Here is a 12,315-nt window from a genome sequence, read left to right as displayed (position 1 = left end):
CTGATTTATATCTATCCAAATATTTAAAACTAGCAATGTCCACGGGGGATGTCAACCTCCCACAAGCCGACGGGAAAGGCGGAACCGCTTGTGGAATGGGAATTTACGGCGTTGGGGCGCGAACGGGACGGGCGGAGGGGTTATTTGTCCACGATCTGCGTGCCGACGCCTTCTTTCGTGAAGATTTCGAGCAGGAGCGCGTGCCGCACGCGGCCGTCGATGATGTGGGTTTTGCGGACGCCCGCTTTCAGTGCGTCGAGACAGCAGTTCACCTTGGGCAACATGCCGTCCTTGATGACCTTGGTCTTGATGAGGTCCTGCGCTTTCCTGCGGGTGAGATTGGGAATGAGTTTGCCGTTTTTGCCCTTCACGCCCTCGGTGTCGGTCATGAGCAGGAGTTTTTCCGCTTTCAGCGCGGAAGCAACCCTCGACGCGACGATGTCGGCGTTGATGTTGAGCGTCTCGCCCTTGTCGCCCTGGCCGATCGGTGCGATGACGGGGATGAACCCGGCTTCGTCGATCTCCTGCAGGATGCGCACGTTCACCTGCGTGATCTCGCCCACGAGGCCCAGGTCGATGATCTCCGACTGGTTGGTTTCCGGAGACTGCTTGACGTGTTTGTACCGCTTCGCCTGGATGAGGTTGCCGTCCTTGCCGGTGATGCCCACGGCATTGCCGTCGTGGCTGTTGATGAGGGTGACGATATCCTGGTTCACCTTGCCGCCCAGCACCATCTCGACCACGTCGATCATCTCCTTGGAGGTGATGCGGTGGCCGTCGACGAACTGCGACTCGATGCCGAACATCTCCAGCGTCTTGCCAATCTGCGGGCCGCCGCCGTGCACGATGACGGGATTGATGCCAATGTACTTCATCATCACCACGTCCAGCGCGAAGGTGTCCTTCAATTCCTCGGAAACCATCGCGTTGCCGCCGTATTTGATGACGAACGTTTTCCTGTAAAAATTTTTGATGTAGGGCAGGGCCTCGATCAGCATCTCGGCTTTGTTGATCAATGCTTCCATGTTTCGTTCCATTACAGGATGTACCGGCTCAGGTCCTGGTCCTCGATGATGCCGCCCAGTTTGTCCTTCACGCGTGAGCCTTCAATGGTTACGGTTTGCGCCTCCATCGTGGAGGCGTCGAACAACAGGTCTTCCAGCAGTTTTTCCATGACGGTTTGCAAACGCCGCGCGCCGATGTTTTCCGTGCGTTCGTTGACCTGCGCCGCCATCGACGCGATTTCTTCAATCGCGTCATCGGTGAACGTGAGGTCGATGCCTTCGGTATTGAGCAGGGCGGCGTACTGCTTGATGAGTGCGTTGCCCGGCTCCGTGAGGATGCGCACGAAATCGTTCTGCGTGAGCGATTCCAGTTCCACGCGGATCGGGAAGCGTCCCTGAAACTCCGGAATCAGGTCCGACGGTTTCGACGAATGAAACGCGCCCGCCGAGATGAACAGGATGTGATCGGTCTTGACGATGCCGTACTTGGTGGACACCGACGCGCCTTCGACGATGGGCAGAAGGTCGCGCTGCACGCCCTCGCGGGAGACGTCGGGTCCGCCGCTCATACCGGAGCGCGCGGTGATCTTGTCGATCTCGTCGATGAACACGATGCCGCTCTGCTGGGCGCGCTCCACCGCCTCCTGGTTGACCTTGTCCTGGTCCACCAGTTTCTCGGCTTCTTCCTGGGTGAGCACCTTCAGTGCTTCCGGCACTTTCATTTTCTTGTGCGCGGTTTTCTTTGGCATCAGGTTGTTCAGCATGTCCTTGATGTTGGAATCCATCTCCTCCATGCCGGGCGGCGACATGACATCGACCATGTAAGGCGACCTGGCCTGCACTTCGATCTCCACGTCGCGGTCGTCGAATTTTCCTTCATACAGGTACCCGCGGAATTTTTCGCGCGTCTGCTGGTACTGTTGCCGGCCGAGGTCGTCCAGTTCATATTCCTTCTGCCCCGGATGCCGCTGGCTGGGATGCGGCGGCAGAAGGATGTCGAGCATGCGTTCCTCCGCCGCCTTCTTCGCTTCCTTTTGCACGTCCTCTTCCTGTTCCTGCCGCACCATGTTGCGCGTGAGTTCGACGAGGTCGCGGATCATCGACTCCACGTCGCGGCCGACGTAACCGACTTCGGTGTACTTCGACGCCTCGACTTTGATGAAGGGCGATTTCGACAGCTTTGCCAGGCGCCTGGCGATTTCCGTCTTGCCGACGCCGGTGGGGCCGATCATGAGAATGTTTTTCGGCGCGACCTCTTCGCGCAGTTCCGGGTCCAACTGCTGACGCCGCCAGCGGTTGCGCAGAGCCACGGCGACGGCGCGCTTGGCCTTTTCCTGGCCGACGATGAACCGGTTGAGCTCGTGCACGATGGCTTTCGGCGTCAGCGCCGCAAGGAACGCTTCCCGTTCTTTAAAGGTTTTCGGGGTCTGGGTCGAAAGGTCCGCCATCGCTCACAACTCCTCGATGGTGAGATGATCGTTGGTGTAGATGCACACGTCCTGTGCGATCTTCATGGATTCCTCCACGATCTGCCGGGCGTTCAGGCTGGAGTGGCGCGCCAACGCCTTGGCGGCGGACTGAGCGAACATGCCGCCGGAACCGATGGCGATGATGCCGTCGTCCGGTTCGATCACATCGCCCGTGCCGGAAATGAGGAAACTGTTGTCCTTGTCCGCGACCAGCAACATCGCTTCCAGCCGGCGCAGGAGCTTGTCGGTGCGCCAGTCCTTGGCCAGTTCCACCGCCGCGCGCGACAGGTTGCCGTTGTACTTTTCCAGTTTTTCCTCGAAACGGGCGAACAGGGCGAACGCGTCCGCCGTGCCGCCGGCAAACCCGGCAATGATCTTGTCGTGGTACATTCTGCGGACTTTGTGCGCCGAGTGCTTCATCACCGTCGGGCCGAGCGTCACCTGTCCGTCCCCGCCCATCGCCACCTGTCCCTGGTGGCGGACGGACAATATGGTCGTTCCATGCGGAGTGTAAGATTCTTTGGTGTACGGATTCATGGTCGGATCATTGCAGATCGGGTTGGATATTCGGTTTCGGATGATTTAGAAAAAATCATCCTGCTTTTTTATCATGGTTTGGGCGAATTGGCATCCAATTGTTGGGCGCGCGGGTGGGATTTGTCGTAGGTCTCCATCAGCCGGTCGATGGTCAGGTGCGTGTATTTCTGCGTGGTTGAGAGGCTGGCGTGCCCCAGCATTTCCTGAATGGAACGAAGATCCGCGCCGCCTTCCAGCAGGTGAGTGGCAAAGGAATGCCGCAGGGAATGCGGCGAGATGCCTTTGGCAAACGCCGGGCCCAGATAGCGGTCAAGGATCTTGCGCACCCCCCGTACGGTCACCGCGCCGCCGCGGGTGTTGAGAAACAGTTGCGCGGGTGGCATCTCCGGCTTTTTCTTCGCGAGGAGCGCCTGCCTTTCTTTCAGGTAGGCGTGGACCGCATCCACCGCCTTGCGTCCCAGAGGCAGAATGCGTTCTTTTTTCCCTTTGCCGAGCACGTTCACCCTACGCTCGTCGAGGCGGATGGAGTCGAGCGTGAGCCCGGTCAGCTCGCTGATGCGCATGCCGGTGCTGTAGAACAATTCCAGCATGGCGCGGTCGCGTATGCCCAGGAAGCCCTCTTTGGCCGGAAGCTCCAGCAGGCGGAACATCTCGTCCACCGTGAGGTATGTGGGAAGCGCGTTCTTTTTTCGCGGCGCCGGGATGGTTTTTACGACGTTGGTTTTGATATAGTTCTCCCGGCATAAAAACTGGAAGAAGGTGCGGAGCGCCGACAGCTTGCGGTTCATGGTGGCGCCGGTGCAGGACTGGTCGTAAAGATAAGCGAGGTACGACCGTACCGCCAGCCGGTCGATCTGGTGGATGTCGATCATCCCGTTCGCCGTGCAGGCATGCCCGCTTTGGCGCAGAAACGCTGCGAACTGGCCAAGGTCTTTCAGGTAGCCCTCCACCGTATGGGGCGAGGCGTTTTTCTCCGCCACCAGGTGGGTGCGGAAGGATTGGATCAGGTCGTCCATGATTCATCCTTAATTTTCAATAATATACACTGTATCCTCGAAGGCCGGGGAAGTCAATACGGCGGCTGGGAGCCGTGCAGGGAGAAATTATGTGGAGTCGGTTGCGCGGCTGTGTGTGGGAAATTTTTAAAAACATTCAGAATAAAACTCATCTAATATGTAATTCGGAATCCAACCACGAAAAGGCGATCGGTATGCTTATGAGTCCAGAAGAAGAACAGAAAGCCCGCGAAAACCTGCGCATCCTCTCCGAGTTGCGCGAAAAAACGGAACTGCTCTCTGAACACGTGGAGAACCGCAAGCAGGCGTTGGAGGAGGAGATCGAGGAGAGCCTGCACGAGGCCATCTCCAACGCGCGCGACAGCCTGGAGAAGATCTCGGAGAACATCGAGCCCAAACTGCAGAACACCATTCAGGAGCGGTTGGACGTTTTGCGCCAGCAGATGGACGAATGGAAGTACGACGCGCGCGAAATGGTGAAAGACGAAATCGGCAAAAGATCCGATGCGCTGAACCAGAAACTGCTGGACGCACAGGACGCCCGCATTCAGGAAAAGGTGGATGCCATACGGGATGACGTGCAGTCGAAGATCGAAGAAGGCATGAAGGCGGAGATCGCCTCGCAGATCGAATCCGTGAAGAAGGAAACGGATGCGAAGCTTGCAGGCATCAAGACGCTTGCGATGACGGGCATCGGCCTGGGTGTGGCGGCTCTGGCCGCGGCGGTGGCGGCGTTCGTGCTACGTTGACGGACAGGGTGTGAATCAGGTGATCAGCCAGAACAGCAGGAACAGGGCGAGGGAGGTCAGGATCACCTGATAGGTAAAACTGAAACCGGGCCCGGTGAACAGGATTCCCACCGTCATGGCACACAAGATCACGAAGCCCAGGACCAACCGGGTTTTTTCGGACAACTTTTGTTTCATGAAAACGGATTGTAGCGGAGTGTGATCTGGAAGGAAAGAAAAACGCGACGGGGCCGCCTCGTTCGCCTCCTCAATAAAACAGCTTCTTGATTTCCTCAACCAGAAAGATGTCGTTGATTTCCGACATCACGTCCTTGAACTCCATCGGTTGATCGTCTTCCTTCAGCGAGATGCCAAACTCCGATTCGTTACCGCCGAACCGTGGATAGGATTCCAGATATTCGCGGATGTCATCGAGCTCGAACGCTTCTTTGATCTCTTCTACGAAATCGTTACGCAACTGACTGAGGTCTTCGATCCTCTCGAGAGCCTTCTGGTAATTGTTCTGGATGGCGAGCAGGTATCCCTGGTGGATTTCCGTGTTGCCGGAAAGGGGTGTTTCCGCGGTTTCGTCTTCCCCGGTTTCCCCGGCGTTGTAAAGGAACTCGACTTTCGCTTCCGCCTGCTTGAGGGCCAGCATCAGCGAATAAAACTTTTCTCCGATGAGGAAAGAAAGCCCGTCGTACGCTCCCAACTCGTCCGCCATGTCTACGGCGGTCCGGCAGTAATCACGAATCTGATGATAGTCCAGCGATTCCATCGCCAATCCTCCCCGTGTGGGGGTTTAATTGTCTATTTATATTTTCGGCAATATTTCCGGAAAACTCAACAATTATTGTTAGGGGGTACGGTGGGACCTTTTGCCTGCAAGCATTTTTCGGCGGCCACAAAAAAGCGCCCCCGGCCGCTTGCCGGGAGCGCTCCAATAGGTCGATTTCCTACAGTTTTCAGAATTTGGAGTTGCATTGTTTCTCCAGGTCGGCATCCACGATGAAACCGCACTGGCTTTGCTCCTTGTTGACCACAGCGTAGCAGTAAGCCTGTTTGTCGCGGCTTCTGATGAGCGAACAGTAATAGGAACTGTGGTTCTTGTTCTGGTACCGGTTTTCCTTTTGCTCTGCGGTGAGCTTTTTTTCGATTTCAAAGGCCCGGCAGAGGTTTTTTTCGTCCATATCGCTGACGGCAGCGCAGGGGTCGGCGTCGGCTTTCGGGTCGGCGAAGCCCATTGCGGGAACCCCTACCGCAATGGCTATTATCAGCATCCACAGCCAGAGTTTCCGGATTGTTCTCATCGTTGTCTCCTCGTCAGTTGAATCCACAAAGATGAACATCTCTGAGCCATACCGGCCCAGGTGAAAGCTATGGAATGGGGGGGCCTGGCTTGCATGGATGCCCCGGCCGGGGCCCGGCGGAAGGTTCAAAAAAACGTCCGGAGGGCCTTCGTCGCTAAGTCAAAAACCTACCACGGTTAAGGGGTTTATGCAATACGCAGAGCGCGGGGGTGTGGGCCGGCCTGCCTCCGCGTTGGGGCAGTGAAAAGAAACCTTTGCCGATTATCGGAATGACTCATCGACTCGACGGCGGACGGCCGCCGGGCACGGGTTGGTTGCCTGGAGTTTCGGTAGGTTGGTTGACCGTTGGTTCCTCCTTGGCGGAGGGCGTGGTGGTTCCCAGGTGGATGGGTTCAGGCACCGTTTCCTCGCCTTTGCGATTGACGGCAATGACGCGGTCTTCCGGGCCGTACACCACCGACATTTCATGGTCGTCGCCCATCATGAGTTCGCGCGGGGTGGCGATGAGCTCCCACAACAGGATGGAATAAACATCCAGCGCGAAATTGGCCAGCGCGCGGTCGCCATTCGGCGCGTTGCCCAGTTCGTAACGATACCAGTCCGTACGCTGGTCGCTTTGCTGGTTGGTGTGGAAAGGGGTTCCCAATTCTTTTTCCACCATGGCGCGGGTCGCGCCGGGTTGGATGACTCCGAAATTGGGTTCCGGGTCGCCGGATAAAGCCATGATGACCGAACAGCCGGAGGTCATCAGTAGAACCATCATCGCCGCCATCACCCGCACTGCATTGCGTCTGATCATCAGCATTCCCCCTCTCCATTCATCGGTTGCGGTTTGCATTCATTACCAAGAGTAGTCGGAAATTCCGGGCGGTCAAAAAAAATTTTGAGGTCCATTTTTTGGCGGGGAAAATCCGGGCGGGTTCGGGCAGCAATGGCCGAACGGGTCCCGGTCGCCTGCCGCCGGTTATCCCGGCGGCGGGCGATCGGGGAGGGGGCTTGCCGGGTTCGATCCCGGTTACAGCATCAGGGCGTCTTCGCGGTCGAGGTCATTGACCACTTCCCAGTTGCCGCCACCGGTCTCCACCTTCTGTTGCCAGATTTTCAACCGGTCCACATACTCTTCCGGGTTCACGTTGTCGGCGCGCAGTTTGGTCACGTTCAGCGCCCGCACCTTGAATCCGTCCAAAGTGAACTTGAGGTTCCGGTTGTAGCCGTCCGGCAACTCCTCTTTAAGATCGGAATAGATGAGGATGTGCTTGTTCGAGGCCTCGACTTCATTCAAATACTCGATGGCCTGGAACAGCCCGCCGGAGATGTCCGTGTACTGACTGCCTTTCACTTTCTCCACGAAGTCGTTGATGATCTCCGCAAACTTGCGCTTCTGCGCATTGGCCACCGACGGCCGCGAGTCGAACGTCACCTTGGCGACGATGTCCTTCTCGCTGAAACTGGCGCTGTCGATGCGCGCCACGGCCATGGTGTCGCCGGGGCCCAGCGTTCCCAGCAGGTAGTTGATGATCTGCTGGGCCTTCCTCAACTCCTTGGTGTAAGTGCCGGATGTGTCGAGCAGAAGGTACACGCCCCGTGTGTTCGAGGTCGGCTCGGCGCATCCGGTGAAAAACAGGATGCATAGCAGAACTGAAATCATTCGTTTCATTTTGCCACCTGTTCGATTCGGGTTTCAGGGTCCATCAGCATCTCCCCGGCGGGTTGACTGCCATTGACCGTTTCACCGGAAGATTTGTGACGGGTTTTCCACATCTGCTCCAGCCACAAAGGCAGGAAGATGAAGATGTCGTACACGTGGGTCATCAACAGGCCCAGGTTGCGGAAGCCGCTACCGAGTATGCGGAACAGCACCGCCAGGCTGCGGATGGACAGCGCCAGCAGATCGCCGAACACACTGCGGCAGGAGTGCATGAGCGTCTCCAGCGGGATGGCGACGAAGGTCAGGGCGAAGGGCAGGATGAAGCCCATCACCATCTGGCCGAGCATCGGAATCCAGGAGTTGACGCCGCTCACCGGCACCGCTTCCAGCTCACCGCCGGTTGCCGTCAGCGAATGACGGAGCGCGCTCAGGTCCATGGCGATCTGGTCGCGCATGAACGCCAGCGCCGCTTCCACACAGGCCAGCGTGAACAGGATGCTGAAGGTGACCCAGATCATGCGGATGCGCAGGCGGTCGTCCATCGTTCCGATCACCGGGAACAAGCGTGTGAAGCGCAGGGCTTCCATCAGGAACAGGCCCATCGACATCTCGACGAAGATGATGACCAGCGCCGCGATGTCCGAAACCTTCATGCCGCCGATCTGCGCCGTGGAGCCGACCATCTCGGACATGGGCAGGGCGATGAGGTTGAAGTTGATGATGGCGCCGCCGGTGGCGATGAGAACGACGAGTAACGATACAGCAAACTGCACCGCCGCCGAGGCGCGCAAAGTCCTTTCCGCCTTGTCGGTCTTGTTGATGATCTCGATGTAGCGGTCCATGTGCTGGTCGATGTCGCGGGCGCGGTCCAGCAGGCCGCGCAGGGTTTTGCCGACTTCATCCACGGAATTCACGAGTTTCCGCCAGTAGGGGCGCAGGGTCTGCAACAGGGCGTGACGCTTGGCCACGCTGTCGCGGTATTCGCGAATCACTTCGCGGTGATGCTTCTCCGACGCTTCATGGATGCTCTTCAGGATGTTGGCGGTCAGCGGGTTGTTCTTGTGATCGACCTTCAGCTTGGCCACCACCTCGACGGCCTCGATCCATTCCGGCGTCGGCGGCACTTCCTGCCCGCACTGCTTGTAGTCCTCCTCGATCTGCGTGATCTGGTCGGCGATGACCTTTTGCAGTTCGGGATAGCGGGCGAGGTCGCGTTCCACCACCGCGTTGACGCGGAAGAACTCGCGCTCGATCTTGCGTTCCATGTGGTCCTGTCCCAATTCCAGCAGGACTTCCTTGTTGCGTTCGCACAGGCGTTTTTCCGCTTTGAACAGCGAGCGGGACGTCAGGCGGAAGCCGGAGTACACCGTCGCCACCAGGCGCTGGAGTCCGGCGTGCACGGGTTTGCGTCCCATGTACAAAGCCATCATGGCGAGGAGCGCCATCATGGCGGACCAGCCGGGCTGGTTCACCAGCAGGGCCCACAACGTGTTATTGGTTTCGGGCTGATTCATGATTGCCTCTCAGGTCATGGTTGTGAAAAACCAATCCATGGAAAACGGAATCCCTTTCCATTCGGTTTCATGCCTGTTTAATGTGGCAATTCGCGTACCAAACCCGCATTAAAGATAAATGTTTTGGAAAGGAGTTGGTTTTCGCCCGGCAAGAGGAATGTTGATTTTAAGAATCAATTGGAGAGTGGGGGAGGACGTCAAAAACGGTAACAAAAAAAGTCACCCGCGTTTATGATTTTATGCCCAATGTTCACAAAATCAGACCCATTTCCAAAACGCCCGGATTTTGACGGAGAAACAACGCGCGTTGGTTTGTTGGCGGCGGTGCGGGCGGTCTTTATGTTCGATGGAAACCGCCGCAACGTTTCATTTTTTTTGCACCGCGTTTCAAGTTGGCCACTCAAATGATTCAGCGCCCTCCCGGGCGCGATACTTTGGTGAAGACGTACTTTGGGTTCCAGGTGTAGGTCATGGTTTCGGTGTAGGGGTCGTACTGGCTGGCAAGTTTTCTCACCTCGACCCACTTGCGCTCGTCGCAGTCGCCGTAACATTCGGGAATGGAAAAATAGGTCACGGTGTTGGTGCGCGGATGGTAACGGATCTTCACCAGGTAGTTGGCTTCCCACTTGATCTCGTCGTACCAGAACATGGGTTCCAGTATCAGTAAGGTCAAGAGGTCCCACATGCTGTAATAGGTCGCCCGCCAGCCGGGTGAGGGGTCGCCGGTGGGTTCGATCTCGAACTCATACGTGTACAGCGTGCCTTCCCGGTCGGTAACGGTTTCCACGGGACTGCCGAACTCGTTTTCAATTTCTTCTTGCGTGGCGCCGGTATGGATGACGGACGGGTCTTCGGTGTCGGGTGTGAGAGCGAGGATGGCGGAGCAACCGGAACCTGCGACAGCAAAAATAAAAAGCGAAACCGAAAGGATGATGCGAATCATCTTCGTGCCCTCCCAATTTATTTTTGATGTTCTTGCGGAACCTGCGTGCAGGAACGGATTGGATTGGTTCTATTCTACACTCCTTCGCGGTCGAGGGTTCGATATTGTATGGCTTCGGCGATGTGTTCGGCGGCGACGGCGTCCTCGCCGGCCAGGTCGGCAATCGTGCGCGCGACTTTTAAAATGCGGTCGTGAGCGCGGGCGCTCATGCCCATCTTGTCGATGGCCGTCGCCATGATCTTCTGCGACGCGGCGTCCAGCGGGCAGTGCGTTTTGATCTGCTTCGAACTCATCGACGCGTTGGAAAAAATCCTCGATCCGGCAAAGCGTTGCAGTTGCCGGACTCGCGCTTTCTGCACGCGTTCGCGCAGAACGTCCGACGGCTCGCCCACCGTGTTCGACGCGAGATCCTTGTACTCGACCGCAGGCACCTGGATGTGGATGTCGATACGGTCCATCATCGGCCCCGAAATGCGCGACACGTATTTCTTGATCTGCGGCGGCGTGCACTGGCACTCGCGTTTGGGATCGGTGCGGTACCCGCAGGGGCACGGATTCATCGCCGCCACCAGCATGAAGCCGGTGGGGAAGGTGAGAGAGCCGGACGCGCGCGAGATGCACACCTGCCGGTCCTCCATCGGTTGCCGCAACACTTCCAGCGCGTTGCGTTTAAACTCCGGCAGTTCGTCGAGAAACAGCACGCCGTTGTGCGCCAGCGACACCTCGCCCGGCATCGGCACCTTGCCGCCGCCGATGAGTCCCGCGTCCGAAATGGTGTGGTGCGGCGACCGGAACGGCCGCGTGGCGATCAGCCCCTTGCCGTTGTTCATGAGTCCCAGCACGCTGTGGATCTTCGTCGTCTCGATGGCTTCGTCGAGCGTCAAGGGCGGTAGGATGGTGGGCAGGCGCTTGGCCAGCATGGATTTGCCCGAGCCCGGCGGCCCGATGAGGATGATGTTGTGCCCGCCCGCGGCGGCGATCTCCAGCGCGCGTTTCACGTGGTATTGACCTTTGACGTCGGTGAAGTCGAGATCGTACGCCGAATGCTCGCGGTACTCTCCTTCCGGGTCTTTCGTCACCGGTTGCAGCTCGAGTTCGCCGTTCAAAAACGCCAGCGCCTCCGGCAGGGTTTCCAAGGGATAGACCTTGAGACCCGACACCACCGCCGCCTCGGCGGCATTCGCTTTGGGGAGCAGGATGCCCTCGACCCCCGCCTTCTTCGCCTGCGCCGCGATCGACAGCGTGCCCTTGATCGGTTTCACCCGTCCGTCGAGCGAGAGTTCGCCCAGGATCAGGTAGCGGTGCAGGTGGTCGGGTTTGACGATGCCGTCGGCGGCGAGGATGCCGAGGGCGATGGGCAGGTCGAAGGCGGAGCCCTCTTTTTTGATGTCGGCGGGCGCGAGGTTGACGGTGATGCGCCTGACCGGAAACTCCAACTGCGTGTTTCGGATGGCGGCGGCGACGCGATCGGAACTCTCCTTCACCGCCGCGTCGGGCAGGCCGACGATGGACATCCCCGGCAGTCCGGGTGAAAGGTGCACCTCGACCTCGACGACGTAACCGTCGATGCCCAGCACCGCGCCGCTCTGCACCCGGGAGATCATGCCCGCCCCCTCTAAGTGATGAAAGTGGTAGAATGAATCGGTATGTCAATTTAATGCAAAAATGCGCGCGAGGGAACCAAAAAGCGCCGATTCGCGGGGGAGCGCCATGGTGAAGCGGGGAAACGCGGAGTCGAAAAAGAAGAAGTCCGTTGGAGCCCATCATGGGCATGGGGTTCAGCCGAAAGAGTCGGACGGGAAAGAGGAACGCAGGCGTTCGCAGGCCACGCGTCCGCGCGAAAAAGAAAAGGCGGACGAGCTGGCGCGCATCTGGGATGAGGATTTGTGTGAATGATTGACCGGGAGGTGATGTCATGAATACAAAACGCAAACTGCATGACGGGATCGTCGGCGCGGTGCTGACGGTGGGATCGGCCCTGGCGTACTGGGTGCATCCGTTATGGATTCTGGTGCCGGGCGTGCTGGGGGTGGTGTTGTTGCAGAGCGGGCTCACCGGATTCTGCCCGCTCTATTTCATCCTCGACAAAACGTGTAAAGAAACAGAGACGGCGATTAAGATTTAGCATTCCATTTAAGGAAAGGGA

The 12,315-nt window shown here is 58.0% G+C and carries 15 protein-coding genes; 3 read left to right on the top strand and 12 right to left on the bottom strand.

Annotation, left to right across the window (positions count from 1 at the left end):
* Positions 1-140 precede the first annotated feature (140 nt).
* The 4 genes from argB to J2S31_RS09935 form a co-directional block, all read right to left on the bottom strand.
* Entirely contained in the window at positions 141-1,025 is an 885-nt protein-coding gene (argB, locus tag J2S31_RS09950; protein ID WP_237098932.1) for an acetylglutamate kinase, read from the bottom strand.
* An 11-nt stretch (positions 1,026-1,036) separates the two neighbouring features.
* On the bottom strand, positions 1,037-2,452 hold the full coding sequence (hslU, locus tag J2S31_RS09945; protein WP_237098931.1) for an ATP-dependent protease ATPase subunit HslU: 1,416 nt from the start codon (positions 2,450-2,452) through the stop codon (positions 1,037-1,039).
* Between the two features lie 3 nt (positions 2,453-2,455).
* A complete protein-coding gene (hslV, locus tag J2S31_RS09940) occupies positions 2,456-3,010 on the bottom strand; it encodes an ATP-dependent protease subunit HslV (RefSeq protein WP_237098930.1) in 555 nt (184 codons plus the stop codon).
* Positions 3,011-3,081: 71 nt separating this feature from the next.
* Entirely contained in the window at positions 3,082-4,026 is a 945-nt protein-coding gene (locus tag J2S31_RS09935; RefSeq protein WP_237098927.1) for a tyrosine recombinase XerC, read from the bottom strand.
* A gap of 200 nt (positions 4,027-4,226) precedes the next feature.
* Between J2S31_RS09935 and J2S31_RS09930 the strand changes: the two genes are divergently transcribed.
* Positions 4,227-4,775, top strand: a complete 549-nt coding sequence (locus J2S31_RS09930; RefSeq protein ID WP_237098926.1) for a hypothetical protein — start codon at positions 4,227-4,229, stop codon at positions 4,773-4,775.
* Between the two features lie 15 nt (positions 4,776-4,790).
* On the opposite strand, the gene J2S31_RS09925 is transcribed toward J2S31_RS09930, so the two are convergent.
* The 8 genes from J2S31_RS09925 to J2S31_RS09890 form a co-directional block, all read right to left on the bottom strand.
* On the bottom strand, positions 4,791-4,952 hold the full coding sequence (locus tag J2S31_RS09925; RefSeq protein ID WP_237098925.1) for a hypothetical protein: 162 nt from the start codon (positions 4,950-4,952) through the stop codon (positions 4,791-4,793).
* A 70-nt stretch (positions 4,953-5,022) separates the two neighbouring features.
* Positions 5,023-5,532: a hypothetical protein gene (locus J2S31_RS09920; RefSeq protein WP_237098924.1), complete on the bottom strand. Its 510-nt coding sequence runs from the start codon at positions 5,530-5,532 to the stop codon at positions 5,023-5,025.
* 187 nt (positions 5,533-5,719) lie between these two features.
* A complete protein-coding gene (locus J2S31_RS09915) occupies positions 5,720-6,064 on the bottom strand; it encodes a hypothetical protein (RefSeq protein WP_237098923.1) in 345 nt (114 codons plus the stop codon).
* 274 nt (positions 6,065-6,338) lie between these two features.
* Complete coding sequence (locus tag J2S31_RS09910; RefSeq protein ID WP_237098922.1) at positions 6,339-6,869, bottom strand: hypothetical protein; 531 nt, start codon at positions 6,867-6,869, stop codon at positions 6,339-6,341.
* A 210-nt stretch (positions 6,870-7,079) separates the two neighbouring features.
* The gene (locus J2S31_RS09905) at positions 7,080-7,721 is read right to left on the bottom strand and encodes a VWA domain-containing protein (RefSeq protein WP_237098921.1); all 642 of its coding nucleotides are present in this window, start codon (positions 7,719-7,721) and stop codon (positions 7,080-7,082) included.
* Positions 7,718-9,226 carry a hypothetical protein gene (locus J2S31_RS09900; protein WP_237098920.1) on the bottom strand — a complete coding sequence of 503 codons (1,509 nt, stop codon included), beginning with the start codon at positions 9,224-9,226 and terminating at the stop codon, positions 7,718-7,720. Before J2S31_RS09900 ends, J2S31_RS09905 begins: the two co-directional genes overlap by 4 nt.
* Positions 9,227-9,635: 409 nt before the next feature.
* Positions 9,636-10,169, bottom strand: coding sequence for a hypothetical protein (locus J2S31_RS09895; RefSeq protein ID WP_237098919.1), 534 nt, complete (start codon positions 10,167-10,169; stop codon positions 9,636-9,638).
* Positions 10,170-10,243: 74 nt separating this feature from the next.
* Complete coding sequence (locus tag J2S31_RS09890; protein ID WP_237098918.1) at positions 10,244-11,773, bottom strand: YifB family Mg chelatase-like AAA ATPase; 1,530 nt, start codon at positions 11,771-11,773, stop codon at positions 10,244-10,246.
* Positions 11,774-11,879: 106 nt separating this feature from the next.
* On the opposite strand from J2S31_RS09890, the gene J2S31_RS09885 reads away from it, so the two are divergent.
* Together J2S31_RS09885 and J2S31_RS09880 are read left to right on the top strand one after the other, a co-directional pair.
* A complete protein-coding gene (locus J2S31_RS09885) occupies positions 11,880-12,065 on the top strand; it encodes a hypothetical protein (RefSeq protein ID WP_237098917.1) in 186 nt (61 codons plus the stop codon).
* Positions 12,066-12,084: 19 nt separating this feature from the next.
* A complete protein-coding gene (locus tag J2S31_RS09880; protein WP_237098916.1) occupies positions 12,085-12,294 on the top strand; it encodes a YgaP family membrane protein in 210 nt (69 codons plus the stop codon).
* Positions 12,295-12,315: the final 21 nt, after the last annotated feature.

Source organism: Nitrospina gracilis Nb-211 (assembly GCF_021845525.1).
GTDB classification, from domain to species: Bacteria; Nitrospinota; Nitrospinia; order Nitrospinales; family Nitrospinaceae; genus Nitrospina; species Nitrospina gracilis_A.
The sequence above is the reverse complement of the archived record's forward strand: the minus strand, read 5'-3'. Positions and strand labels throughout refer to the sequence as shown.

What these genes read in the sequence shown, in the direction of transcription:
- J2S31_RS09890 (WP_237098918.1), bottom strand. Translation starts at nt 11,773, where the DNA reads ATGATCTCCCGGGTGCAGAGCGGCGCGGTGCTGGGCATCGACGGTTAC.
- J2S31_RS09920 (WP_237098924.1), bottom strand. Translation starts at nt 5,532, where the DNA reads ATGGAATCGCTGGACTATCATCAGATTCGTGATTACTGCCGGACCGCC.
- J2S31_RS09925 (WP_237098925.1), bottom strand. Translation starts at nt 4,952, where the DNA reads ATGAAACAAAAGTTGTCCGAAAAAACCCGGTTGGTCCTGGGCTTCGTG.
- J2S31_RS09910 (WP_237098922.1), bottom strand. Translation starts at nt 6,869, where the DNA reads ATGCTGATGATCAGACGCAATGCAGTGCGGGTGATGGCGGCGATGATG.
- J2S31_RS09905 (WP_237098921.1), bottom strand. Translation starts at nt 7,721, where the DNA reads ATGAAACGAATGATTTCAGTTCTGCTATGCATCCTGTTTTTCACCGGA.
- J2S31_RS09930 (WP_237098926.1), top strand. Translation starts at nt 4,227, where the DNA reads ATGAGTCCAGAAGAAGAACAGAAAGCCCGCGAAAACCTGCGCATCCTC.
- hslV (WP_237098930.1), bottom strand. Translation starts at nt 3,010, where the DNA reads ATGAATCCGTACACCAAAGAATCTTACACTCCGCATGGAACGACCATA.
- J2S31_RS09915 (WP_237098923.1), bottom strand. Translation starts at nt 6,064, where the DNA reads ATGAGAACAATCCGGAAACTCTGGCTGTGGATGCTGATAATAGCCATT.
- J2S31_RS09900 (WP_237098920.1), bottom strand. Translation starts at nt 9,226, where the DNA reads ATGAATCAGCCCGAAACCAATAACACGTTGTGGGCCCTGCTGGTGAAC.
- J2S31_RS09880 (WP_237098916.1), top strand. Translation starts at nt 12,085, where the DNA reads ATGAATACAAAACGCAAACTGCATGACGGGATCGTCGGCGCGGTGCTG.
- J2S31_RS09895 (WP_237098919.1), bottom strand. Translation starts at nt 10,169, where the DNA reads ATGATTCGCATCATCCTTTCGGTTTCGCTTTTTATTTTTGCTGTCGCA.
- hslU (WP_237098931.1), bottom strand. Translation starts at nt 2,452, where the DNA reads ATGGCGGACCTTTCGACCCAGACCCCGAAAACCTTTAAAGAACGGGAA.
- J2S31_RS09935 (WP_237098927.1), bottom strand. Translation starts at nt 4,026, where the DNA reads ATGGACGACCTGATCCAATCCTTCCGCACCCACCTGGTGGCGGAGAAA.
- argB (WP_237098932.1), bottom strand. Translation starts at nt 1,025, where the DNA reads ATGGAAGCATTGATCAACAAAGCCGAGATGCTGATCGAGGCCCTGCCC.
- J2S31_RS09885 (WP_237098917.1), top strand. Translation starts at nt 11,880, where the DNA reads ATGGTGAAGCGGGGAAACGCGGAGTCGAAAAAGAAGAAGTCCGTTGGA.